The sequence below is a fragment of the Frigoribacterium sp. AC394 genome (assembly GCF_979258095.1).
On record NZ_OZ409834.1, the window covers coordinates 1532730 to 1557892 of the forward strand.

19 protein-coding genes are annotated in these 25163 nt (G+C 71.5%); 13 read left to right on the forward strand and 6 right to left on the reverse strand.

Annotated elements, in window-relative coordinates:
- Positions 1 to 2 precede the first annotated feature (2 nt).
- Positions 3 to 509, forward strand: a complete 507-nt coding sequence (locus ACZZY9_RS07100; protein ID WP_320478335.1) for a mycothiol transferase — start codon at positions 3 to 5, stop codon at positions 507 to 509.
- Between the two features lie 170 nt (positions 510 to 679).
- Here ACZZY9_RS07100 and ACZZY9_RS07105 read toward each other — a convergent pair whose 3' ends face one another.
- The gene (locus tag ACZZY9_RS07105) at positions 680 to 2737 is read right to left on the reverse strand and encodes a DEAD/DEAH box helicase (RefSeq protein ID WP_463463560.1); all 2058 of its coding nucleotides are present in this window, start codon (positions 2735 to 2737) and stop codon (positions 680 to 682) included.
- 647 nt (positions 2738 to 3384) lie between these two features.
- Positions 3385 to 6534 carry an efflux RND transporter permease subunit gene (locus ACZZY9_RS07110; RefSeq protein ID WP_463463561.1) on the reverse strand — a complete coding sequence of 1050 codons (3150 nt, stop codon included), beginning with the start codon at positions 6532 to 6534 and terminating at the stop codon, positions 3385 to 3387.
- 206 nt (positions 6535 to 6740) lie between these two features.
- On the opposite strand from ACZZY9_RS07110, the gene ACZZY9_RS07115 reads away from it, so the two are divergent.
- The gene (locus ACZZY9_RS07115; RefSeq protein WP_463463562.1) at positions 6741 to 8429 is read left to right on the forward strand and encodes an ABC-F family ATP-binding cassette domain-containing protein; all 1689 of its coding nucleotides are present in this window, start codon (positions 6741 to 6743) and stop codon (positions 8427 to 8429) included.
- Between the two features lie 100 nt (positions 8430 to 8529).
- On the opposite strand, the gene yczR is transcribed toward ACZZY9_RS07115, so the two are convergent.
- Positions 8530 to 10017 carry a MocR-like transcription factor YczR gene (gene yczR / locus ACZZY9_RS07120; RefSeq protein WP_463463563.1) on the reverse strand — a complete coding sequence of 496 codons (1488 nt, stop codon included), beginning with the start codon at positions 10015 to 10017 and terminating at the stop codon, positions 8530 to 8532.
- Between the two features lie 62 nt (positions 10018 to 10079).
- On the opposite strand from yczR, the gene yczE reads away from it, so the two are divergent.
- From yczE to ACZZY9_RS07145, 5 genes are all read left to right on the forward strand, one after another.
- Positions 10080 to 10718 (forward strand): membrane protein YczE, encoded by a 639-nt coding sequence (gene yczE, locus ACZZY9_RS07125; RefSeq protein ID WP_463463564.1) that lies wholly within the window; start codon positions 10080 to 10082, stop codon positions 10716 to 10718.
- Positions 10719 to 10919: 201 nt separating this feature from the next.
- On the forward strand, positions 10920 to 13184 hold the full coding sequence (locus ACZZY9_RS07130) for an APC family permease (RefSeq protein ID WP_463463565.1): 2265 nt from the start codon (positions 10920 to 10922) through the stop codon (positions 13182 to 13184).
- Positions 13185 to 13248: 64 nt separating this feature from the next.
- Entirely contained in the window at positions 13249 to 13923 is a 675-nt protein-coding gene (locus ACZZY9_RS07135) for an arsenate reductase/protein-tyrosine-phosphatase family protein (RefSeq protein ID WP_463463566.1), read from the forward strand.
- A 165-nt stretch (positions 13924 to 14088) separates the two neighbouring features.
- Positions 14089 to 14286: a DUF3073 domain-containing protein gene (locus ACZZY9_RS07140; protein ID WP_192060854.1), complete on the forward strand. Its 198-nt coding sequence runs from the start codon at positions 14089 to 14091 to the stop codon at positions 14284 to 14286.
- A 60-nt stretch (positions 14287 to 14346) separates the two neighbouring features.
- Complete coding sequence (locus tag ACZZY9_RS07145) at positions 14347 to 14742, forward strand: VOC family protein (protein ID WP_463464647.1); 396 nt, start codon at positions 14347 to 14349, stop codon at positions 14740 to 14742.
- Between the two features lie 145 nt (positions 14743 to 14887).
- On the opposite strand, the gene purM is transcribed toward ACZZY9_RS07145, so the two are convergent.
- Complete coding sequence (gene purM, locus ACZZY9_RS07150) at positions 14888 to 16012, reverse strand: phosphoribosylformylglycinamidine cyclo-ligase (protein WP_463463567.1); 1125 nt, start codon at positions 16010 to 16012, stop codon at positions 14888 to 14890.
- 71 nt (positions 16013 to 16083) lie between these two features.
- Between purM and purF the strand changes: the two genes are divergently transcribed.
- From purF to ACZZY9_RS07165, 3 genes are all read left to right on the forward strand, one after another.
- The gene (gene purF / locus ACZZY9_RS07155; protein ID WP_463463568.1) at positions 16084 to 17544 is read left to right on the forward strand and encodes an amidophosphoribosyltransferase; all 1461 of its coding nucleotides are present in this window, start codon (positions 16084 to 16086) and stop codon (positions 17542 to 17544) included.
- A 123-nt stretch (positions 17545 to 17667) separates the two neighbouring features.
- A complete protein-coding gene (locus ACZZY9_RS07160) occupies positions 17668 to 18543 on the forward strand; it encodes an ABC transporter ATP-binding protein (RefSeq protein WP_463463569.1) in 876 nt (291 codons plus the stop codon).
- Positions 18525 to 20099, forward strand: coding sequence for a transporter (locus tag ACZZY9_RS07165; RefSeq protein WP_463463570.1), 1575 nt, complete (start codon positions 18525 to 18527; stop codon positions 20097 to 20099). The genes ACZZY9_RS07160 and ACZZY9_RS07165 overlap by 19 nt, the downstream gene beginning before the upstream one ends.
- A gap of 550 nt (positions 20100 to 20649) precedes the next feature.
- Here the strand turns inward: ACZZY9_RS07165 and ACZZY9_RS07170 are convergent.
- Both ACZZY9_RS07170 and ACZZY9_RS07175 read right to left on the reverse strand, forming a co-directional pair.
- Positions 20650 to 21177, reverse strand: coding sequence for a hypothetical protein (locus ACZZY9_RS07170; protein ID WP_463463571.1), 528 nt, complete (start codon positions 21175 to 21177; stop codon positions 20650 to 20652).
- 137 nt (positions 21178 to 21314) lie between these two features.
- A complete protein-coding gene (locus ACZZY9_RS07175) occupies positions 21315 to 21704 on the reverse strand; it encodes a sterol carrier family protein (protein ID WP_463463572.1) in 390 nt (129 codons plus the stop codon).
- 86 nt (positions 21705 to 21790) lie between these two features.
- Between ACZZY9_RS07175 and purD the strand changes: the two genes are divergently transcribed.
- From purD to ACZZY9_RS07190, 3 genes are all read left to right on the forward strand, one after another.
- Entirely contained in the window at positions 21791 to 23059 is a 1269-nt protein-coding gene (gene purD / locus ACZZY9_RS07180; RefSeq protein WP_463463573.1) for a phosphoribosylamine--glycine ligase, read from the forward strand.
- Entirely contained in the window at positions 23056 to 24024 is a 969-nt protein-coding gene (locus tag ACZZY9_RS07185; RefSeq protein WP_463463574.1) for a phosphoribosylaminoimidazolesuccinocarboxamide synthase, read from the forward strand. Before purD ends, ACZZY9_RS07185 begins: the two co-directional genes overlap by 4 nt.
- 229 nt (positions 24025 to 24253) lie before the next feature.
- The gene (locus ACZZY9_RS07190; protein WP_463464648.1) at positions 24254 to 25093 is read left to right on the forward strand and encodes a VOC family protein; all 840 of its coding nucleotides are present in this window, start codon (positions 24254 to 24256) and stop codon (positions 25091 to 25093) included.
- Positions 25094 to 25163 lie beyond the last annotated feature (70 nt).

A 25163-nucleotide genomic window follows, 5' to 3' on the forward strand; every position in this document is an offset into this window, starting at 1 on the left:
CGATGACTCCGTCCGACGTCCTCATCGAAGCCTTCGACCGCCTCCCCGCAATCGCCCGTGAGGCGGTGACCGGGCTCACCGTCGACGACCTGGCGTGGCGCCCCGACGCGGAGGCGAACTCGATCGCCTGGCTCGTCTGGCACACGGCCCGGGGGCAGGACGTCCAGATCGCCGACCTCGCCGCCGGCGAGCAGGTCTGGGCGGTCGACGGCTGGGTCGACGCCTTCGCGCTGCCCTTCGCGCCCGGCGAGATGGGCTACGGGCAGAGCGCCGCCGAGGCCGGCGAGGTCCGTGTCGAGGCCGAGCTGCTGGTGGGCTACCTCGAGGCGGTGACGCTGCGGACGCGTGGCTACCTCGAAGGCCTCGACTCCGCGTCGTACACCGACGTGGTCGACGACCAGTGGGATCCCCCCGTCACCGCCGGAGCCCGCCTCGTCAGCATCCTCGGCGACTGCAGCCAGCACATCGGGCAGGCCTCGTACGTGCGGGGTCTCCTCGACCGCCGCTGACCCGGCGCCGTCGCTCCGGCCCCAGGGTGCGGCGGGTTCCCGTCATCCCGGGCGGGTCAGCGCTGACCCGCCGCCGATGACGCGGACCCGCCGCAGGGGGCGCCGGAACGCAGAAGAGCCGAGGAGGCGCGGGTACCTGACCCGCGCCTCCTCGGCTCCGTGTGCTCCTCTTACGCCTGCGCGGCGGCGAGCTGGTCGATCAGACGGTCGCCGGGGCGCGTCTCGATCATCTCGGCCTCGATCTCGGCACGATCGAGCAGCTCCTCCATGCGGCGACGGCGCGGACGCGTGATGAGCGTGACGACGGTGCCCTGCTTGCCGGCGCGACCCGTGCGACCCGAGCGGTGCATGTAGGTCTTGTACTCGTCGGGCATGTCGGCCTGGACGACGAGGCTGATGTCGTCGACGTGGATGCCGCGGGCGGCCACGTCGGTCGCGACGAGCACGTTGACCCGGCCGCTCGTGAGCATCTGCAGGTTGCGCGTGCGGCGGGCCTGGTTCAGGTCGCCGTGCAGGCTCGTCGAGCGGATGCCCGCGTCTTCGAGCTGGTCGGCGAGCTGCTCGGCGAAGGCGCGTGTGCGGGCGAAGACCAGGGTCTTGCCCTCGCCCGAGGCGAGCTGCTCGATGACGGCCGTCTTGTCGCGCTGCTCGATGACGAGCACGCGGTGGTCGATCGTGGCGCTGGCCTGGTCCTCGCCGGCGACCTCGTGCACGGCGGGGTTCACGAGGAACTCGTCGACGAGCTTCGCGACGCCCTTGTCGAGCGTGGCGCTGAAGAGCAGCTTCTGGGCGCGGGTGCCGTCGCGCTTGACCGTGGCGGTCTCGCGGATGATGCGCTGCACGGGCTCGAGGAACCCGAGGTCGCACATGTGGTCGGCCTCGTCCAGCACCGTGATGACGACCTCGCTGAGGTCGAGTCGGCCCTGGTCGATGAGGTCCTCGATGCGGCCGGGCGTGCCGATGATGATGTCGACGCCGCGGTTGATCGCACCGACCTGGCGGGCCTGGGGCACACCGCCGTAGACCTGAGTGGTGAAGAGGCCGACCGAGCGGGCGATGGGCTGCACGGTGCGGTCGATCTGCATCGCGAGCTCACGCGTCGGGGCGAGGATGAGCGCGCGGGGCTTGCGGCCCGGCTTGCGACCCTTGGCGCCGTTGTTCTCCATCAGCTTCTCGACGAGCGGGGCGCCGAAGGCGATGGTCTTGCCCGAGCCGGTGCGACCGCGGCCGAGGACGTCGCGGCCCTTCAGCACGTCGGGGATCGTCGCCGCCTGGATGGCGAACGGCGCCGCAGCGCCCATCGACGCGAGCTGACGCTCGATGTTGTCGCCGAGACCCAGGTCGCCGAAGCTCACACCCTCGACGTCGGCCGCCGTGACGACCTCGGCCTGCAGCTTCTCGAGCTTGACGTCGTCTTCGGGCGAGTAGTGCGGGCCCGCCGCGGAGTTCCGCTTGGGGTAGAAGTCGCTGGGACGCTCGGAGCGCGAGTCGCGGTCGGCGCGGTCGAACGAGCGCGGGGCGCGATCGGTGCGCGTGGGGCGGTCGTCACGGTCGTTGCGCGTGGGGCGGTCGTTGCGGTCGTACGAACGAGGGGCGCGATCGTCACGAGCCGGGCGGTCGCTGCGGTCGTACGAACGAGGGGCGCGATCGTCACGAGCCGGGCGGTCGCTGCGCGTCGGACGGTCGTACGAGCGGGGTGCGCGATCGTCACGAGCCGGGCGGTCGCCGCGGTCGTACGAACGAGGAGCGCGATCGTCACGGTCGTACGAGCGAGGAGCGCGATCGTCACGGTCGTACGAGCGAGGCGCTCGATCGTCGCGGGCCGGGCGATCGTCGCGGTCGTACGAACGCGGGGCGCGGTCGTAGCCGCGCGAGGGGCGGTTGTCGCGCCCGGCGCGGGCGGCTTCCTTGCCCCCGTCGCGGCCCCAGCCGCGGGCGGCGTCGCGTCCGCCGTCACGGCCGCGCTCGCCGTTGCGGGCGTCGTGGTCGCGGGGGGCGAAGCGGCTGTTGCCGGTCTTCTCGCGGGGCTCCCAGTTGGGGCGGCCGGCGCCGGCGCCGCGGGGGGCGTCGCCGCGTCGCTCGGCGCGGGAGTCGGCGTTCCAGCGCTGCTTGCGCTCGGGGGCGCCGGCCTCGTCGGCGCGGTGGCCGCGGTGCTTGGGGCTCTTCGATCCGTTGCCGCGCGAGTCGTTGCTCTTGGCGCGAGAGGGGGTCTTGTCGTAAGGGGGCATGGGTTTCTTTCCGGGCTTGCGGATGACGCGAAGAAATACCCGGGCAGCCGTTGACCAGGACCGTTCACCATCGTGAATTCATCCCGTCGAGATCCGACGGGAATCCGGCCCACAAGACTTACAAACCCTCATGCGCACCCCCGTCGTGACGAGCGGGTGATGCAGTCGCGCCACAGGCGCGGTGTCTTGAGCCGACCGGACCACGATACCCGACCCGCGCCTCCGGCAAAAGCCCCCTCTACGCGCCGCCGCGCGCCCCGTTTCGAGAAGACGGGCCCCATGGGTCAAGACACCGTGCGCCCGCAGCGCGTCTCCCCCGCACCAGGGCGGTGGCGGTGCTTCGCGGCCCACTCCGGGCGACTCCGTCGCCACCGGGCGCCCCCGCACGCCCACCCCCGCCGAACACGCCCGCAAACGCCAAACCGCCCACCCTGACCCCACACACAACGCGCCCCCACCCGCCGAGCGCATCTCCTCCACACCACAGCAGCTGTGCTTCGCGGCCCACTCCGGGCGACTCCGTCGCCACCGGGCGCCCCCGCACGCCCACCCCCGCCGAACACGCCCGCAAACACCGCACAGCCCACCCAGGCGCAAGCGCAAGCGCCTGCGCCTGCGCCTGCGCCGCAGGGCCTGCGCACCTACACCTACCCGGCGCGCCGCTCCGCCCGGCGCTCGCGTGCACCCTCGACCAGGAAGTACAGCACCGGCAGCACGACCAGCGTCAGCACGGTCGACGACACGAGCCCGCCGATGACGACGATGGCGAGCGGCTGCGAGATGAAGCCGCCGTGCCCCGTGATGCCGAGCGCCATGGGCAGCAGCGCGAAGATCGTCGCGGTCGCCGTCATGAGGATGGGTCGCAGTCGGCGCGACGCGCCTTCGAGCAGCGCCTCGCGCACCCGCAGCCCTCGGGTGCGGTACTGGTTCACGAGGTCGATCAGCACGATCGCGTTGGTGACCACGATGCCCACCAGCATCAGCACGCCGATCAGCGAGGCGACGCCGAGCGGGATCCCCGAGGCGATCTGCAGCAGGATCGCACCGGTCGCCGCGAACGGGATCGACACCAGCAGGAGGAACGGCTGCAGCAGGCTGCGGAAGGTCGCCACCATCACGATGTAGACGATGAGGATGGCGATCAGCACGGCCAGACCCAGCTGAGAGAACGCGTTCGCCTGGTCGGCCGTGACGCCGCCGATCTCGGTGTCGGCGCCGGTCGGCAGGTCGATGCCGTCGAGGGCGTCGGTCACCTCGGTGCTGGCCGTCGAGAGGTCGTCGCCCGACGGGGTGACGGTGACGGTCGCCGTGCGGACGGCGTCGGAGGTGGTGACCGAGGTCGGCCCGGTCGTCTCGTCGATCGTGGCGATCGAGTCGAGTCGCACGGGGCCGGTCGGGCCGGGCAGCTCGACGGCGCGGAGCTCGTCGAGGCTCGCCGGCGGCGTCGGGGCGACGGTGTAGACGTCGATCGAGCTGTTGTCGATCTCGATCGAGCCGACCTGCAGCGGCTGCACGGCCTGCGACACGATCGCGCCGACGGCGACCTCGCTCAGTCCGAGCGCCGCCGCCTCGTCGCGGTCGATCTGCACGCCGATGATGGGCTGCGCCGAGGCGAGGTTCGAGCTGGCCTCGGCGGTGCCGGGCAGATCGCGGACGGTCGACAGCACGCTGTCGGTCGCCGTCTGGAGCGTCTCGGGGTCGGGTGCGGAGACGTCGATGGTGATGTCGTTGCTCGTGCCGAACCCGCTCGAGGCGGTCACCTCGATGTCGCCGACGTCGCCGAGCCCGTCGAGGCGGTCGCGCACGTCCGACTGGACGACGTCCTGGTCGGCGCTCTCGTCGGTCGTGATCGAGTAGGTGACGGTGCTGTCGCCCGAGCCGCCGAAGAAGCTGGCGATCGAGGTGCCGCTCGAGCCGATCGTCAGCTGCACGGTCTCGATGCCCTCGACCCCCTCGAGGGCCTCCTCGACCTGCGTCGCCGCGTCGGACTGCGCGTCGAGGCTGGTCGCCGGAGCGAGGGTCTGCGTGACGCTGAAGGTGTTCTGCCCGCTCGCCCCCAGGAAGTTGGTCTTCATGAACGGCACCGCGGCGGCCGTGCCGCCGAGCACGAGCACGGCGACGAGGATCGTGACGACGGGGCGACGCAGCGTGCCGCGCAGCACCGGCACGTAGACGCGGCGCAGTCGGTCGAGCGGGGCACCGGCGGTGGGGTCGGAGGCGCGGGTCGTCAGCTCTTCGCCGGCGGCACCTCCGGAGACGCCGCCGTCGGAGCCGTCGGCCCCGGCGCCCGTGGCACCCCGGGCGGTCCCCGCGTGCTTGTGCGCCTTCGGCGCCCGGAGGAACCAGTACGCCAGCACCGGCACGATCGTCAGCGCGACGAACAGCGACGCGATGAGGGCGATCGTGACCGTCAGGGCGAACGGCCTGAACAGCTCGCCGGTGATGTTGCCCACGAAGGCGAGCGGCAGGAACACGACGACGGTGGTCACGGTCGACGCGGTGATGGCGCCGGCGACCTCGCGCACGCCGGTCGTGATGGCCTGGAGGCGGTCGGCACCCGAGGTGAGGTGCCGCTTGATGTTCTCGATGACGACGATGGAGTCGTCGACCACGCGCCCGATGGCGATGGTCAGGGCGCCGAGCGTGAGGATGTTCAGCGTGTAGCCCGACGCCTGCAGCCCGATGAACGTGATGAGCACGCTGGTCGGGATGCTGATCGCCGTGACGATCGTCGAGCGGATCGACAGCAGGAACACCAGGATGACGATGACCGCGAAGGCGAGACCGAGCAGCCCCTCTTCGGCGAGCGCGTCGATCGACTGCTGGATGAAGGGCGCCTGGTCGAAGACGACGGTGAGGTCGACGTCGTCGCCGAGGTCGGTGGCGAGTGCGGGGATCGCGTCGCGGACCGTCTCGGAGACGTCGACCGTGTTGGCGTCGAGCGTCTTCGTCACCGCGACCGTCAGGGCGGGCTCGCCGTTCACCCGGCTGATCGAGGTGACCGGAGCCGAGGTGAGCGCCACGTCGGCCACGTCGTCGATCGTGACGGCGGAGCTGCCGCCGAGCAGAGGCAGGGCGGCGATCTGGTCGGCGCCCGTCAGCCGCGACCCGGCCTGGATGGACAGCGTCTGGCCGTCCTGGGTGATGGTGCCGCCGGGGATCAGCTGCCCGTTGGCGTCGAGCGCGTCCTGGAACGCCTGCGTCGTGAGGCCTGCTGCGGCGAGCGCGTCGCGGTCGGGCGTGATGGTGACGCGCTGACCCGCGTCGCCGAAGACGGAGGCCTCACGGACGCCGTCGAGCTTCTGCAGGTCGGGGACGGTCGTGTCCGACAGGCGATCGACGAGCTGCTGCGCCTCGGAGTCGTCGTACCCGGTGACGGCGATCTGGATGATCGGCAGGTCGTCGAGGCTGCCGGTGACGACCTGGGTGTCGACGGAGTCGGGCAGGGACAGCCGGTTGACGGCCGACTGGATCTTCTGCTCGGCGTTGTCGAGGTCGGTGCCGTAGGTGAACTCGGCCGACACGGTGCTGGTCGAGGTGCTCGAGGTCGCGGTCGTGCCCTCGAGGCCCGGGATGATCTGCACCGCCTGCTCGATGGGGGTCGAGACGTCGTCGTTCACGACCTCGGGGGTGGCCCCCGGGTACGAGCTGACGATGGCGATCTGCGGGAACTGGACGTTGGGCGCCAGCTCCTGCTTGAGCGACGTGAGCGCGACCCCGCCGAACACGGCGACGACGATGGTGACGAGGGCGATCAGCGCGCGGTTGCGGAGGCTGAAGACGGACAGCAGATGCACGGGACTCCGGTGGTGACGAGGAGAGCGGAGGAGGCGCGGTGCACGACGTCCACCGCGCCTCCTATTGTCACCACTCTCTCTGGGAACTGGCGGCCGCCTCTCATGCCCTGGGGACGACATCTCGACTTCCCCTCTCGGGGAGGGACCGATATCCTGGTCGGCTGCCCGATCGGGGAGCATCCCCGAGCAGAAGAGGGAACGACCCCATGGGCTACATCGACGTCAACCGCGTGTCCTACGCGCTCGCCGACGGCAGGCCGCTGCTCGACGAGGTCTCGTTCCGGGTGGGCGAGGGCCAGAACGCCGTGCTCATCGGAGCGAACGGCGTGGGCAAGTCGACGCTCCTGCGACTGATCCGGGGTGAGCTGAGGCCGGACGACGGCGTCATCGGCATCGACGGGGGTCTCGGCGTGATGGACCAGTTCGTGGGCCACGTCCGCGACGAGAGCACCGTCCACGATCTCCTCGTCGGGGTCGCTCCGACCGCCGTCCGCGCCGCCGCCCTGGCTCTCGACGCCGCCGAGCTCGCCCTGCTCGAGGACGACGTCACCGAGACGCAGATGGCCTACGCCACAGCGCTCGCGGACTACGCCGACGCGGGCGGTTATGAGGCCGAGACCCTGTGGGACACCTGCACCACCGCCTCCCTGGCCCTTCCCTACGAGCGGGCGCGCTGGCGCGAGGTCTCGACACTCAGCGGCGGTGAGCAGAAGCGGCTGGTGCTCGAGGCCCTCCTCCGCGGGCCCGAGCAGGTGCTGCTGCTCGACGAGCCCGACAACTACCTCGACGTACCCGGCAAGCGCTGGCTCGAGGAGGCCCTGGTCGCAACCCCCAAGACCGTCCTGCTGGTCAGCCACGACCGCGAACTGCTCGGCCGCGTCGCCGACCGCGTCATCACGATCGAGTCCGGCGCCGCCGGCAACACCGCATGGACGCACGGCGGCTCGTTCCGCACGTATCATCAGGCCCGCGCCGACCGCATGGATCGTCTCGATGAACTCCGCCGAAGGTGGGACGAACAGCACGAGAAGCTGAAGACCCTGGTGCGCAACCTGAAGGTCAAGGCGACGGCGATGGACAGCATGGCATCCCGCTACCAGGCGGCCCTCACGCGCCTCCACAAGTTCGAGCTGGCCGGTCCTCCCCAGGAGCGCCCGCCCGAGCAGGACTTGAAGATGCGCCTCACGGGCTCGCGCACCGGCAAGCGCGTCGTCGTCTGCGAGGGGCTCGAGCTGACCGGCTTGATGGCCCCCTTCGACTCCGAGCTGTGGTTCGGCGAGCGCATCGCCGTGCTCGGGTCGAACGGCTCGGGCAAGTCGCACTTCCTGCGACTGCTGGCGCGGGGCGGCACCGATCCCGACCCTCGCGACGGCCACGTGACGTCGGTCGGCGGGGCCCTCGAGCCTGTGCCGCACACGGGGCGCGCGACACTCGGTGCGCGGGTCGTGCCGGGCTGGTTCGCCCAAGCACATGAGCACCCGGCGATGCTCGGACGCACGCTGCTGGAGATCGTGCACGAGGGCGACGACGAGCGGCGCGGGCTCGGACGCGAAGCCGCCAGCCGGGCGCTCGACCGTTACGGACTGGTCGGGTCCGCCGAGCAGGCCTTCGAGTCGCTGAGCGGCGGGCAGCAGGCGCGGCTGCAGATCCTCCTCCTCGAGCTGAGCGGAGCCACGCTCCTGCTGCTCGACGAGCCCACCGACAACCTCGACATCGTGTCGGCCGAGGCGCTCGAAGGCGCTCTCGACCGTTTCGAGGGCACCGTCATGGCGGTCACCCACGACCGCTGGTTCGCGCGCTCGTTCGACCGGTTCCTCGTGTTCGGCGGCGACGGCGAGGTCTACGAGGCACCCGAGCCGGTATGGGACGAGAAGCGGGTGCAGCGCGCCCGCTGACCGGCCCTGTGGAGACGGTGAGTCACGACACGCCGCGAGCTGCGAGGCCTCGCGGCACGTCACGACTCATGGTCGGCCGAGGAGGCGCGGGTCGGCCTGCTCAGACCACCTCGGCCAGCAGCGGCGAGGCGGGCCCCTGCACGCCGTCGATGCCGTCCCAGGCGGCGCGCAGGGCGGCGAGCGCCCGGTCGGTCTCGTCGTCGCCGTACGAGAACGGCACGCGGAGGAACCGCTCGAATGCCCCGTCGACGCCGAACACGGGGCCGGCGGCGAGCAGCAGCCCCTCGCGCCGGGCTGCGAGGGTCAGCTGCGAGCTGACGGGGGCGCCGAGCCCCACCCAGGTGCTGAGCCCGCCGGCGGGCGACGGGACGTCCCACGAGGGGAACGCGGTGCGGAGGCCGGTCACGACGCGGTCGCGACCCCGTCTCAGGTGGGCGGCCCGCGCCTCCAGCACGCCGTCGAGGTCGGCGAGCAGCTCGGCGACGACCAGCTGCTCGAGCACGGGCGTGCCGAGGTCGCCGGCCGAGCGGGCGCGGACGAGGCGGTCGACGAGGGGGCGGTCGGCGCGGATCCAGCCGATCCGCAGCCCGCCCCAGAGCGACTTCCCCACCGACCCGATCGAGACGGCGGGCCCGTAGGCCGCCATCGGCAGCGGCCGACCGGGCGACGCAGCCCCTGAGGCCTCGGATCCGACGGCCGCGCCGGCACCCGCAGCCCCGTCGATCGATAGCTCCGCCATCGTCTCGTCGACGATCACGACGGTGCCCTCCGCCGCCGCCGCGTCGAGCACCCGCGCGCGCTGATCGGGCGGCATGGTCGCGCCCGTCGGGTTGTGGAAGTCGGGCATGAGGTACGCGACCGGCGGGCTCGTGCGACGCAGCGTCTGCATCAGCGCCGCCTCGTCCCACCCGTCGCCGACGGTCACGCTGACCGGCACCAGCCGCGCGCCGGCGACCCGAAGAGCCTCGAACGCGTGCGGGTACCCGGGCGCCTCGACGACGGCGCGGTCACCGCGGCCGACCAGCACCCGGGCGAGCAGGGCGATCGCGTGCTGCGCGCCGAGGGTGACGACGATCTGGTCGGCGCTCGTCTCGAGCCCGCGGCGCCGGTACCGTTCGGCGATCGCCTCGCGCAGCACGGGTCGGCCGATCTGGTCGTAGCCCGAGTCGCCGAGGTAGGCGCCCAGTCGACCGGCCGCGCGCTGGGCCGCCTCGGCGATGCCGTCGGCCGCGGGCAGGGCGGCCTTCGTCAGGTCGAGCAGCCCCTCGGTCGTGGCCGGTCGAGGCAGAGCGACGCGGGTCGGCAGCCGCACGACGCTGCCGCTCCCCCGCACGCTGTCGATGTGTCCGCCGTCGCGCAGCGTCGCGTAGGCAGCCGCGACGGTCGTGCGGCTGACCCCGAGGTGGGTGCTGAGGTCGCGTTCCGACGGCAGCCGGGTGCCGACCGGCAGCCGTCCGTCGAGCACGAGCAGCCGGATCCGGTCGGCGAGCGCCAGATAACCGGGAGCCGAGGAGGCGCGCCACGAGTCCAGCAGCACCCCCAGCGCTCGCGACGAGACAGCAGTGGCACCGGGGTCGACGTTCGTCACGGTGCCACCCTAGGTCGATTGGCCTCTTGCCACCAGGCCACCTCGACGATTGGATCGGAGTCATGCCCCTGTTCCACCGCCTCCTCCGTCTCGCCGTCGGCCTGTTCGCCTACGGTTTCGCCATCGCCCTGATGGTCCGGGCCGGCATCGGGGTCGCACCGTGGGACGTCCTGACGCAGGGGCTCGCGAAGCACACGGGGCTCAGCTTCGGGCTCGTGACCTTCCTGACGAGCCTCGTCGTGCTGCTGCTCTGGATCCCGTTGAAGCAGCGACCGCGCTTCGGCACGGTCGCCAACACCCTGTCGATCGGGCCGGTCGCCGACTTCGGGCTGCACGTGCTGCCGCAGCAGAGCGTGTGGTGGGCGCAGGGGCTGACCTTCGCGGGCGGGCTGCTGCTGCTCGCCGTCGCGAGCGGGCTCTACATCGGCGCCGACTTCGGGCCCGGGCCCCGCGACGGCCTGATGCTCGGCATCCACCGGCGGTTCGGCTGGCGGGTGGGCGTGGCCCGCACCGCCATCGAGGTGACCGTGCTGGCGGGCGGCTGGCTGCTCGGCGGGCAGGTCGGCATCGGCACGGCCGCCGAGGCTCTGCTGATCGGCCCTCTGGTCGCCATCACCCTGCCGCTCTTCGCGCGGCGCCGGCCGACCGACCCCTCCGCCACGGCCTCGCCCGCCCCGCTTCCGCTCCCCCTGGCTCCATGAGTCACGACTCGCCGCGCGCCCCCAGACCCCCGCGGCGTGTCGTGACTCCTCGACCGCCACCCCGCGCCTCCTGCCCACTCCCACCCCTGCCCACCGGCAGCACACAGAACGAGACGGTTCGGTGAACAGCCGCGTGACCGGGGAATAACCGGGGCGCCGCAGTAGTTGACAGGCCCTCGGCACGGAGTAGAGTCGCCGCTCGTGACCAACGACACCCGGTCGCCGAAGCGGTGGCTGATCGGCGAACCGCTGCCCTCCGAGAAGCTCGACGGGCAGCTCCTCCCCAAGCACCTCGCACTCCCCATCTTCGCGAGCGACCCGCTCAGCTCCGTGGCCTACGCGCCGCAGGAGCTGCTGATGATCCTGCTGATCGGTGGCCTGGGGTTCCTGACGCTCGCGCCGTGGGTCGCGGTCGCGGTGGTCGTGCTGCTGCTCGTCGTGGTCGCGTCGTACCGCCAGCTGATCAAGGCCTACCCCTCAGGAGGCGGTGATTACGAGGTCGCGCACCGCAACCTCGGCGAGAAGGCCGGGCTGGTCGTCGCGTCCGCCCTGCTGGTCGACTACGTCATGACGGTGGCCGTCTCGGTGGCCTCGGGTGTCGACAACATCATCTCGGCCGTGCCCGAGCTCGCGCCGATCCGGGTCGAGCTGGCCATCTTCTTCGTCATCGCGCTGGCGGCGGTCAACCTGCGAGGCGTCCGCGAGTCCAGCAAGGCGTTCGCGATCCCCACCTATCTCTTCGTGTCGAGCGTCTTCGTGATGATCGTCATCGCGCTGGTGCGCACGGCCCTCGGCGACCCGCCCGTGGCCGAGAGCGCCGACTACACGGTGCAGGCCGATCAGCTGACGCAGGCGGCGTTCATCCTGCTGCTGCTGCGCGCGTTCTCGAGCGGCTGCTCGGCGCTGACCGGCGTCGAGGCGATCGCGAACGGCGTGCCCGCCTTCCGCCGCCCGAAGGTGCAGAACGCCCAGAAGACGCTCGTGCTGATGGGCGGCATCGCGATCGTGCTGTTCGCCGGCCTGGTCGCCGTGGCGCTGATCGCGAAGGTGCACTACGCGGAAGACGCCTGCGATCTGCAGGGCTTCGTCGACTGCGAGGGAACGCCGCAGCGCAGCCTGATCGCGCAGATCGCGGCGTCGGTCTTCGGCGGGGCGCTCTTCGGCATCCCGTTCTATCTGATCCAGGCCTGCACGGCGGCGGTGCTGCTGCTGGCGGCGAACACGGCGTTCAACGGGTTCCCGCTGCTGGGGTCGATCCTCGCCCGCGACCAGTACGCGCCCAAGGCGCTGAACACGCGCGGCGACCGCCTGATCTACTCGAACGGCGTGATCGTGCTGGCCCTGGTCGCCTGCGCCATCCTGCTCGTCTACCAGGCGAGCGTCACCGGGCTGATCCAGCTGTACATCATCGGGGTCTTCGTGTCGTTCACGCTCGGGCAGACCGGCATGGTCGTGCACTGGACGCGGATGCTGCGCGAGGGCTGCGCCGATCGCGGGGCGGTCTACCGTGCGCGCGGCATCAACGCGTTCGGTGCGCTGCTGACGGCCTCGGTGCTGATCGTCGTGACCGTGACGAAGTTCACGCACGGCGCCTGGCTGGTGTTCGTCATCATGCCGATCCTGTTCACGCTGATGCTCGGGGTGAACCGCTACTACCGCGACGTGCTGGTCGAGATCGAGCCCGACGCGACGACGCAGTTCGGCTCGCACGGCGATCACGCGATCGTGCTGGTCGGCACGATGCAGAAGCCGGTGCTGAAGGCGCTCGACTACGCGATCGCGGCGCGGCACGAGTCGCTCGAGGCGATCCACGTCGGCATCGACGACGAGGCGACGGCGCTGCTGCAGCGGCAGTGGGCCGAGCAGAACATCGAGGTGCCGTTGCGGATCGTGCCGTCGCCGTACCGCGACATCAGCATGCCGCTGATCAAGTACATCAAGGCGCATCGCGACGAGCACGGCAGCGAGGTCGTGACGGTCTACACGCCGATCTACATCGTCGGCCACTGGTGGGAGTCGCTGCTGCACAACCACAAGAGCCGGCGGATCCGTCAGCGGCTGATGCTCGTGCACGGCGTGACGATCTCGCTCGTGCCGTGGCTGCTCGACTCGTCGGAGGTGCTCTACGGTCGCCGCTCACGACCGATCCCCGGGCAGGACCGCCGCGGCGAGCCGATCCGCCCCACGCCGGTGCAGCGCCGCCCGCTCGAGCCGGCCGGTCGCCGGTCGGAGTCGGCCGGCGGCGCGCTCGGCGCCGACGCGGGCCCCTCTGGGCGTGCCGGAGCGGCGATCGAAGGAGGCGCGGTGCAGCGCGGCCTGGACGCGCAGCCCCCGAAGACGACCCCGTCGCAGACCCCGGGCGCCCCCGGTTCGGCGAAGAGCAGGCGCGGCGGAGGCTCCGCGGCCCGGAAGGCCCGATCGGCCGCCCGCAACTCGACCGGAGCCGCGCCCCGCAAGCGGAAGTAGCCGCCCTCGGCGCGCGGCGGCCGCCCTCAGGCTCTGCAGGATGCCGCTGGGTATCGTGACCGACATGTCCGCGACGCCGTTCTCCCTCGAGGGTCTCTTCGACCATGCCACCGGCGACTTCACGATCCTGACGGTCTGCACGGGCAACATCTGCCGCTCGCCGCTGGCCGAGCAGTACCTGCGGGCGCGCCTCGCCGGTCTGCCCGGGTTGACGGTGTCGAGCGCCGGGACGATGGCCCGCGACGGCGATCCCATGCCCGCGCAGGCGATCGCCCAGGCCCGCGCCTGGGGCGCCGAGCCGGACGACCACGGGGCGCGCTACCTCGTCGAGTCGCAGATCGCCGAGGCCGACCTCGTGTTCGGCATGGCGCGCGAGCACCGGCGCGCGGTCGTGAGCATGCATCCGCGGGCGTCGCGCCACACCTTCACCCTCCGCGAGTTTGCGCGGCTCGCCGAGGGTCTCACCGAGGCCGACCTCGGGGGTGTCGCGAGACTCCCCCGAGACGACGTGCCCGGGCGACTCCGCGAGCTCGTCCGACTCGTCGCCTCGCGTCGCGGCACCATCGAAGCCCCCCGCGATCCTGACGACGACGACGTGATCGACCCGTACAAGCAGTCCGATGCGGTCTTCGAGCGGTCCAGCGCGCAGCTGATGCCCGCAGCGGACGTCGTCGTGGCCGTCTTCGAGCTGGCTGCGACCGTCACCCCGCACGAAGCCGCACCCGCTCGGCGGTCCTGACGGGTCTCCCGGCGGCACGACCGGCCCGCACGAGACCCCGCGCCAGACGGCACAGGTGACTCATGGGGTACATGCTAAGATCGGTCCAGTTTTGCAACTGTCATCAGTCGGCTGTACCCGGTTCGTCCGACACCGCTTCCGGGCCGAATTCAGAGGGGGTCACGCATGGGGCGCGGCCGTCAAAAAGCCAAGCACACCAAGGTCGCCAGAGAGCTGAAGTACTTCAGCCCTGACACCAACTACGGTGCACTCGAAAAAGAGCTGGCTACCAAGAGCGACTCCGGCGACGAATACGTCGACAAGTGGGCCGACGACATCGACGACGAATACGACGTCGATCACGACCAGAACAAGACCGCCTAGGGTCGCCTGGTCATGTCGATCGACGGATCCTCGGCGGACGTCGGCACGACGCCCGTCGACATGGCGGGTTCACCCGACGCCCTGATCGCGCGCCCGGCGCTCGAATGGGAGCAGGTCGTCGTCGACGCCCTCGAGCCGGCGACGCTCGCCCACTGGTGGGCCGACGCCCTCGGCTGGGTCGTCGTGTCGCCGAGCGGCGACGACGAACCCGAGATCCGCAGCAGCCCCGACTCCCTGCCGGGGCTGCTCTTCGTGCGCGTCCCCGAGGGCAAGACCCTCAAGAACCGTCTGCACCTCGACTTCCGACCCGACGATCAAGACGCCGAGGTCGCCCGCCTGCTCGAGCTCGGGGCCACCCGCTCCGACGTCGGCCAGACGTCCGACGTGTCGTGGGTCGTGCTCGCCGACCCCGAGGGCAACGAGTTCTGCGTGCTCGGCGAACGCCGCGCCTCCTAGGCTGCCCGCTCGCCGCGTCGCCCCCTCGACACAGCACGACGCCCGCCCCGCAGCAGCGGAGCGGGCGTTCGTCGTCCAGCCGAGCACGACCAGCGCGACCGGCGGGTCGGCCGGCGACCGGCCGGTGAGCCGGCGACCGGCCGGGTCAGCCGGCGTAGGCCCCGACCAGCCGAACCGCGCCTCCGTCGACGCCCTTCGCTCCCTGCTCGAAGCCCGACAGGTCGCGGACGGCCGTCGAGACCGTGCCGATCCGCCACGTGTCGATGCCGTCGGCGACCAGCGCCGCCGAGACCGCCGCCGCCTGCGAGGCCGAGACCACGGCGATCATCCCGATGCCGAGGTTCCAGGTGCCCTCGCTCGACTCGAGCGTCGACCCGGCCAGGTCGCTCAGCACGCGGAACACCGGCGCCGGCGACCAGGTCGCGCGGTCGACGTCCGTCCACGAACCGCGGGGCAGCACACGCGCCAGGTTCGCAGCGATGCCCCCGCCGGTCACGTGACTGAGCGAGCGCACGGCTCCGGCGAGCGCCGGGTCGTCGAGCACCCGCAGCAGGGGCGACGTGTAGAGCCGGGTGGGCTCGAGCAGCGCCTCGCCGAGGGTGCCGGAGAGCTCGTCGACCGTGTCGGTGTAGCCGAGATCACGCGACGCGAGGATGTGCCTGACCAGCGAGAAGCCGTTCGAGTGCAGCCCCGACGAGGCGAGGGCGAGCACGACGTCGCCGTCGCCGACCAGGTGCGGGCCGAGCTGGCGGTCGGCCTCGACCGCGCCGACCGCGGCACCCGCGACGTCGTAGTCGTCGGGGCCGAGCAGCCCGGGGTGCTCGGCCGTCTCGCCGCCGACCAGGGCGGTGCCCGTCTCGCTGCAGGCACGGGCGATGCCCTCGACGATGGCCGCGATGCGGGTGGGGACGACCCGGCCGCAGGCGATGTAGTCGGTCATGATCATGGGGCGGGCGCCGACCACGACGATGTCGTCGACGACCATGCCCACGAGGTCCTGCCCGATGGTGTCGTGCTTGTCGAGGGCCTGCGCGATGGCGACCTTCGTGCCGACTCCGTCGGTCGAGGTGGCGAGCAGCGGGCGGTCGAACGACTTCAGGAACGAGACGTCGAACATGCCGGCGAATCCGCCGACGCCGCCGACCACGCCCGGGCCGTGCGTGGCGCTCACGGCGGCCTTCATCAGCTCGACTGCGCGGTCTCCCGCCGCCGTGTCGACACCCGCCGCGGCGTAGGAGGCGCTGGTCGAGGGGGCTTCGGAGGTCGCCATTCGTTCATCCATTCGGTGTCGCTCTAGACTGACGCGGTAACCCCAACTCTACGGTCTGGAGCCAGATCCGCATGTGCGGCATCGTCGGTCTCGTCGCGCACGAGCCAGCAAATCAACTCGTCTACGATTCGCTCCTCCTGCTGCAGCACCGCGGCCAGGACAGCGCCGGCATCGCCACCGCCGAGCGCGGCATCTTCCACATCCACAAGACCAGGGGGCAGGTGCGCGAGGGCTTCCGCACCCGCGACATGCGCGCTCTGCTCGGCACGATGGGGCTCGGTCACGTGCGCTACGCGACCAAGGGCGCCGCGAGCAACGAGCAAGAGGCGCAGCCGTTCTACGTGAACGCCCCGTACGGCATCGTCCTCATCCACAACGGCAACCTGACGAACACGCGCGAGCTGACCAGCGAGCTGTTCCACGTCGACCGCCGTCATCTCAACACGAACAGCGACACCGAGCTGCTCGTCAACGTGCTGGCGCACGAGCTGCAAGAGCAGGTCAACGGCAGCGACCTCGACCCCGACCAGATCTTCGCCGCGGTGTCGCGGGTGCACGAGCGCGTGCAGGGCTCGTACGCCGCGATCGCGATGATCGCCGGGCACGGTCTGCTCGCCTTCCGCGACCCGTTCGGCATCCGCCCGCTGGTGCTCGGTCGCCGTCTCGCGGCCGACGGCGTCCGCGAAGAGTGGATCACCGCCTCCGAGTCGCTGGTGCTCGAGTCGGGCGGCTACGAGATCGTCCGCGACGTCGCTCCCGGCGAGGCGATCTTCATCTCGCTCGACGGCGAGATGGTGTCGAAGCAGTGCCACTCGAGTCCGCGCCTGATCCCCTGCTCGTTCGAGTACGTCTACCTCGCGCGCCCCGACTCGATCATGAACGGCATCTCGGTCTACGACGCGCGCCTCCGACTCGGCAACCGCCTGGCCGACACGATCGCGACCTACGCGCCCACCGGCGACATCGACGTCGTCATGCCGATCCCCGACTCGTCGCGGCCCGCCGCCATGCAGGTCGCGCAGAAGCTCGGCATCGAGTACCGCGAGGGCTTCTACAAGAACCGCTATGTCGGCCGCACGTTCATCATGCCGGGGCAGGCCGAGCGCAAGCGCTCCGTGCGGCAGAAGCTGAACGCGATGTCGAGCGAGTTCAAGGGCAAGAACATCCTGATCGTCGACGACTCGATCGTGCGCGGCACCACCTCGCGAGAGATCGTCGAGATGGCGCGCGCCGCCGGGGCGAACGAGGTCACGTTCACCTCCGCCGCGCCTCCCGTGCGGTTCCCCCACGTGTACGGCATCAACATGCCGACCCGTCACGAGCTCGTCGCCCACGACCGCAAGATCCCCGAGATCGCGCGCGAGCTCGGCGCCGACCACCTGATCTATCAAGAGGTCGCCGACATGCAGGCGGCCATCATCGAGGGCAGCGACGTCACCGAACTCGAGATGAGCTGCTTCACGGGCGAGTACGTCACCGGCACGGTCAGCCCCGAGTACCTCGCCTGGGTCGAGGCCAACCAGCTCAGCTAGTCGCCGGTCCCCGGTCGACCGACCCGCGCCTCCTCCCCCACCGAGGAGGCGCGGGTCGTCTTCACCCGCATCTCCCCCGGGAGGCGGTGGTCGCGACCCCGTCGGTCTCTCTAGGCTGACCGCATGACGGACGCCGTGCCTCCTCCCGTGCCCGATCCCGCAGTGCCCGCCGCCTCGGCGGCCGTGCCCACGTCATCGGCTGCGCCCGCCGCGTCGGTCTCGCCCGGCGATCGGGCTCCGCAGGGCGGGGTCGCGCTGCAGATCAGCGGCCTCCGCAAGGCCTTCGGCCAGAAGGTCGCGGTCGACGGCATCGACCTGGCCGTGCCGCGGTGCTCGTTCTACGGGCTCGTGGGGCCGAACGGCGCCGGCAAGACCACGACGCTGTCGATGGCGACCGGTCTGCTGCGACCCGACGCCGGCACCATCGAGGTGCTCGGTCACGACGTGTGGAGCGACCCGACGCACGCCAAGGCGCTGGTCGGCGTGCTGAGCGACGGCGTCAAGCTCTTCGACCGCCTCACCGGCGAGCAGCTCGTCACGTACCACGGCCTGCTCAACGGGATGGATCGCGAGACGACCGCTCAGCGCGTCGGCGATCTGCTCGACCTGCTCGACCTCCGCGGTGCCGGCGGCACGCTCGTCGTCGACTACTCCGCGGGCATGACCAAGAAGGTGGCGTTGGCCTGCGCCCTGGTGCACGCACCGCGCCTCCTCGTGCTCGACGAGCCGTTCGAGTCGGTCGACCCGATCTCGGCCGCCAACATCCGCGACATCCTGCACGGCTACGTCGAGGGCGGCGGCACGGTGATCGTGTCGAGCCACTCGATGGACCTCGTGCAGCGCATGTGCGATCACGTCGCGGTCGTCGCGAACGGCCGCGTGCTGGCCGAGGGCACGACCGACGAGGTCCGGGCCGGTTCGACGCTCGAAGACCGTTTCGTCGAGCTCGTCGGCGGACGTCGCCACAACGAGGGGCCGTCGTGGTTGCGCACCTCCTGAGGCTCCGCTGGCGGGTGATGCTGAACGGCTTCAAGCGCAGCACCTGGCAGATGGTGGCCGCCATCATCGGCCTCCTGTACGGACTGGGCATCCTCGGCGTGGTCGTGGCCGGGCTCATCGCCCTGTCGTTCGCGCCCGAGGGCGTCGCGTGGACGACCGCGGTGCTCGGCGGATCGGTGCTCGTGCTGGGCTGGGTGATCGTGCCGCTCGTGCTGCGCGGTCTCGATCAGACCCTCAGCGTCGAGAAGCTGCGCGCGTTCCCGATCCCGGCGGATCGTCTGCTCGTCGCCCTGCTGATCTGCGGCGTGCTGGGCGTGCCGGGCCTGGTGACCTCCATAGCCGGTGTCGCGACCGCTCTCAGCTGGCTGCGCGACCCGGTGGCCCTGATCGCTGCACCGTTCTGCGCCGTGATCGGCGTGCTGACCTGCATCGCCGCGTCGCGCACCGTCGAGTCGCTGACGTCGTCGCTGGGGTCGAAGCGTCGCTACCGCGAGCTGATGAGCGTGCTGATCTTCATCCCGCTGATCCTCGCCGGGCCGATCATCGCCCTCGCCGGCACCGGGCTCGCCACCGTCGGAGACGACCTGCCCGATATCGCGCGCACCCTGTCGTTCACACCGCTCGGGGCGGCGTGGTCGATCCCGGGCGACCTCGCCGCGGGGCGCGGTCTCGAGGCCCTCGCCAAGGTCGGGATCGCCCTCGCGACGCTGGCCGTGCTCCTCCTGCTCTGGAGGCGCGGGTTGGCCGCGGCCCTCATCGCCCCTCCGGCGTCGGACTCCGGTTCGACCGCGAAGGGTCTCGGGCCCTTCCGCTGGTTCCCGGCCACTCCCACCGGCGCCGTGGCGGCCCGCGCGGCCGTCTACTGGATGCGCGACCCCCGATACGGCGGGTCGCTGATCGTCGTACCGCTCATCCCCGTGCTGGCGATCTTCATCTCGGTCACGACCGGCAGCGACTGGCTGCTGCTCGCGACCGGGCCGGCCATCGGCGCCCTGCTGATGATCACCCTCAGCGCCGAGATCTCGTACGACGGCACGGCGTTCGCCGCCCACCTGTCGACGGGGCTGTCGGGGCGGGCGGACCGGGCCGGGCGCGTCCTGACGCTGTCGCTCTTCTCGGTGCCGATGGTGCTGATCGCGACCGTCGTGCCGCTCGCCGTGGTGGGTCGACTCGACCTCGTGCCGGTGATGCTCGGCCTGGGGCTCGGCGTGATGCTGACCGGGTACGGGGTCTCGAGCGTCGCATCGACGAGGTTCCTCATGCCGGTGCCCGCAGCCGGCGAGAGCCCGTTCAAGTCGCCGCAGGGCTCGACGCTGACGACGGCGCTCATCACCTACCTCGTGTGGATCATCGCGTTCGCCTTCGCCATCCCCGAGATCGCACTCGCCATCGCGGCGCTCGTCACCGGCAGCGCACTGCTCGGCTGGCTGACGCTCGTGGTCGGGATCGGGCTCGGCACGGCGCTGCTGTTCGTCGGCATCGACCGCGGAGGCAGGTCGCTCGACGCCCGTGGGCCCGAGCTGCTCAGCAGCCTGCGTCGCGCGAGCGGCGGATAGCGCGGGGCGGGTCGCACGGGGCGGGCTGCGTGTGGCGGGCTGCGCATGACGGGCTGACCCGCGCCTCCCGCCCCCCCTGTGCAAATCGCGACCGGCGCACCCTGTGCAAATCGCGACCGGTTCGTGCTGGGCACATCGCGACCGGTTCGTGCTGGGCACATCGCGACCGGTTCGTGCTGGGCACATCGCGACCGGTTCGTGCTGGGCAGATCGCGACCGGGCTGCTGCACCGCGGCGTGCCGAACCCGACCGGCCCGCGCCTCCTCGGCGTGCCGAACCCGACAAAAACGCCCCGCGCAGCCCACAACGCCAGGAAAAAGACGCCGCTACGCGCGTTCTCGTCGCGAATTGCACACCCCGACACCGGAGCGAAGCGACGCCCGATGAGCCGCGACACGCAGCGACCACCGCCACGCCAGCCGAACCCGACCGGCCCGCGCCTCCTCGGCGTGCCGAACCCGACCAAAACGCCACTCACGGCCCTTGACGCCAGGAAAAAGACGCCGCTTCGCGCGTTCTCGTCGCGAATTGCACACCCGGCCGGGGCGGGTCAGGACTCGATGTCGCCCTCGACGGCCTCATCCGGAGCATCGACCCGGCTGCGCTCGGCGGTGACCGACTTCGCGCGACGGACCGACACGCGGTCGACGATGATCGCCACGAGCGAGCCGATCGCCCCGCCGAAGGTCAGCCCCCAGAGCGAGAAGTAGCCGTAGGTCGACGCGACGCCCTCCCCCTCCTGGAACGGGAAGAGCGAGGTCACGATCAGCGACACGATGACCCCGGCGAGCGCACCCATGATCAGGAAGACCGGGTACTTGGGTGCCCGGCGCACCGTGACCTCGTCATGCGTCGCGACCTCGACGGGCTCGATCGGACCGGCGGGCTCAGTCGACCCGGCAGGCTCGGTCGGACCGGCAGGCTCAGCCGACCCGGCAGGCTCGGTCGACCCGGCAGGCTCAGCCGACCCGGCGGGCTCGGTCGACCCGACGGGCTCGGTCGACCCGGCAGGCTCGGTCGACCCGGCAGGCTCGGCGGGGACGTCGGGCTGCTGCGAGTGGTCGGGAGCGTTGGTCACCCGCCAAGTCTCCCAGACGGACGCCGCGCCGCCGTTCAGCATTCTCGGTGTCGAAGCACACGACTCCAGATGCCGGACCCTGCTCCGGAGGCGCGCTGTAGGAGGCGCAGCACCTCGCCGACCACGCCCGCCCCGGCTCACTCCGGACGCAGCCCCGGCAGCCGCACGGGCACGTACCCGGTGAGATCCGCTCGACTGCCCGACGCGGAGACCAGCGCACCGGCGACCGCCTCGGGCCAGGTCAGACGACCGGTCGCCAGGCGGACGAACGTGTCGGCGTCGGTCTCGACGACGTTCGGCGGCGTACCCCGGGTGTGGCTGAGCCCCTCGCGGAACTGGACGGCTCCGAATGGCGGGACCCGCACCTCCACGGTGGCCCCCGGCTCGGCGTCGGCCATCACCTGCAGCAGCCAGCGGACGGCGGTGGCCGTCACCATCCGGGGTGCCGTCTCGCCGCCGTCGAGCGCCGCCGACGCCTCCCGGACGGCAGCCGCCCCCGCCCCGTCGTCGATCCGCGCCTTGGCCATCGGGCCACCGTACGCCCGGCCCCGACCGCCGGGCCCGCCCAGCGCACCCCCACCCGCCTGCCGGCGCTCGTCGCTAGGCTTGCCCCGTGCGAATCCTCGTCCTCGGTTCCGGTGCTCGTGAGCACGCCATCATCACCGCCCTGCTGCGCGAAGACGCGGGCCACGAGATCGTGGCGGCCCCCGGCAACGCCGGCATCGCCGCGCAGGTCGAGGTCGTGCACCTCGACCCGTCGAACGGCGCGGTCGTCGCCGAATACGCGCTCGAGAACGACGTCGAGCTGGTCGTCATCGGCCCCGAGGCCCCGCTGGTCGCCGGTGTGGCCGATGCGCTGCGGACTCGCGGCATCCCCGTCTTCGGGCCCGGCAAGAAGGCCGCCGCGCTCGAGGGCAGCAAGACCTTCGCCAAGCGCATCATGCAGGAGGCCGGTGTGCCGACCGGTCGCGCGACGCGGGTCGGCACCCTCGACGAGGCCATCGCGGTGCTCGACGACTTCGGCGCCCCGTACGTCGTCAAGGCCGACGGACTCGCGGCGGGCAAGGGCGTGCTCGTCACCGAGAGCCGCGACGCCGCGGTCGAGCACACCACCTACTGGCTGCAGCACGGGCCGGTGCTCGTCGAAGAGCACCTCGACGGCCCCGAGGTCTCGTTGTTCTTCCTCAGCGATGGTCACACCGTCGTGCCGCTCAGCCCGGCGCAAGACTACAAACGACTGCTCGACGGCGACGAGGGGCCCAACACGGGCGGCATGGGCGCGTACTCGCCCCTGCCGTGGCTGGCCGACCGGTTCGGCAGCGAGAAGGACTTCGTCGACGAGGTGCTCGACACGATCGCGACACCGACCGTCCGTCAGCTCGAGAGCGAGTCGACGCCGTTCATCGGCCTGCTCTACGCCGGGCTGATCCTCACCGAGCAGGGTGTGCGCGTCATCGAGTTCAACGCCCGGTTCGGCGACCCCGAGACGCAGGTCGTGCTGCCCCGGCTCATCACCCCCCTCAGCGGTCTGCTGCTCGCGGCGTCGACCGGCTCGCTGGGCAACCACGAGTCGCCTCGGTTCGCGCCCACCTCCGCCGTCACGGTCGTCCTCGCCAGCGAGGGCTACCCCGAGGCTGCGGTCAGCGGTCGTCCGCTCACCGGGCTCGACGACGCCACGGCCGTCGCAGGGGTCCACATCGCGCACGCCGCCACGGCCCGGCTCGACGACCGCCTCATCGCGACCGGCGGCCGCGTGCTCAGCGTCGTCGCCGAGGGGGCCGACTTCGGTGAGGCACGAGGCCGCGCCTACGACGCGCTGTCGCGCATCGGGCTCGAGGGCGGCCAGTACCGCCGAGACATCGCCGAGCGGGTCACTCGATGAGCACCCTCGGCACGCCCCCCGCCCTCGACGGATGGGCGCCGGTCTACTCGGGCAAGGTCCGCGACCTGTACGTCCCCGCCACGGAGGGCGTCCCGGATGCCACCGGCACCGCATCGCCGACCGGCACCGCGTCGCCGACCAGCACCGCATCGCCGACCCACGCCGCATCCCTCGACGACACGCAGTACGTGCTCGTCGTCGCCAGCGACCGGGTCAGCGCGTTCGATCAGGTGCTCGAGCCCGGCATCCCGGGCAAGGGCGCCCTCCTGACACAGCTCAGCCTGTGGTGGTTCGACCAGCTCGAGACGGTGCCGAACCACCTCGTCGACCCGACGCGGGCGACGGTGACGCTGCCCGGTGCCGTCCGCGACCGCGCCATGCTCGTGAAGCCGCTCGACATGTTCCCCGTCGAGTGCGTCGTGCGCGGCTATCTCGTCGGCAGCGGCTGGGTCGAGTACCAGGCGCACGGCACCGTCTGCGGCGTGCCGCTGCCCGAGGGCCTCGCGAGCGGCGATCGACTGCCCGAACCGATCTACACGCCGGCGTTCAAGGCGCAGCTGGGCGATCACGACGAGAACATCAGCTTCGAGCGCACCGTCGAGCTGGTCGGGGCCGAGACGGCGGAGGCGCTCCGCGACCTCTCGCTCGACGTCTTCCGCCGCGCCTCCGCGGTGGCCGAGGCTCGTGGGGTGATCCTCGCCGACACGAAGTTCGAGTTCGGGGCCGATCGCGTGACCGGCGAGATCACCCTCGGCGACGAGGTGCTGACGAGCGACAGCAGTCGCTACTGGGACGCCGAGGTCTACGCCTCGGGCGATCGCACCGCGAGCTTCGACAAGCAGATCGTCCGCAACTGGCTGTCGACCAACTGGGACGGCACGGGCACCCCGCCCGAGCTCCCCGCCGACGTCGTCGAGCAGACCGCCCTCCGCTACCGCGAGCTCATCGAGCGCCTCACCGCCTGACGCGCCGGTTCCGCCTCCGGCTCCGCCTCCGGCCCAGCCCCGTCGCGCGTCGGGAATGCCTCCCACCGCCGACCGGTTGGGTCGATGACACGTCACCGACCTGTGACGTCCCATCGACATCGACCGTTCAGAGGACCCCATGACCGACGCACCCGACGCACCCGACGCACCCGACGCACCCGACGCACCCCGCGCCTCCTCGGCCGATCTGCTCGCAGCCGACACGGGCATGGGTGCGGTCACCCTCCGCGTCGCCGATCTCGACGCGATGACCGCGTACTACCGCGACTCGGTCACACTGCAGGTGCTGGCGAGCGAGTCGGCGGCGGGCCGGGTGACGCTGGGGCGCGGTGCGACGCCGATCGTGATCCTCGAGCACGCCCCCGAGCTGCGGCACGCCGGTCCGCGCGAGGCCGGGCTGTTCCACACGGCGATCCTGTTCGAGACGGAGGCCGATCTGGCCGCAGCGGTCTACTCGGTCGCGAGCCGCCACCCGCAGTCGTTCACCGGCAGCGCCGACCACCTCGTCAGCAAGGCGTTCTACTTCACCGACCCCGAGGGCAACGGCATCGAGCTCTACTGGGACCGAGCCCGCACCGAGTGGTCGTGGACGCACGGGCAGATCGAGATGGCGACGCTCGCGCTCGATCCGAACGGGTTCCTGCAGCAGAACGTCACCGAGGAGGCGCTGGCCGGCACCGCCCTCCGCCCCGCCTCCGTCGGCCACGTGCACCTCAGCGTGGGCGACGTCGATTCGGCCCACCGGTTCTACGTCGAGCAGCTCGGCTTCGAGACGACGACGCGATTCGGACCGCAGGCCCTGTTCGTCAGCGCCGGCGGCTACCACCACCACATGGCCATGAACACGTGGAACAGTGCGGGCGCCGGGCGCCGGCAGCTCGCCCTCGGGCTGGGACTCGTGCGGATCGAGGTCCCGAGCGGCGACGATCTCGGCGCACTCGGCGAGCGCCTCGGCCACTTCGGCGTGGCCACCCGCGACGACGGACGGGTGCTCGGCTTCGACGACCCCTGGTCGAACCGCATCGAAGTGGCAGCTCGCACCGTCTGATCGTCCGCCGGACAACGGCGAACAAAGGTCACAGCCCGCCTATAACTTGCTGACTATCTAGCGACAAAAT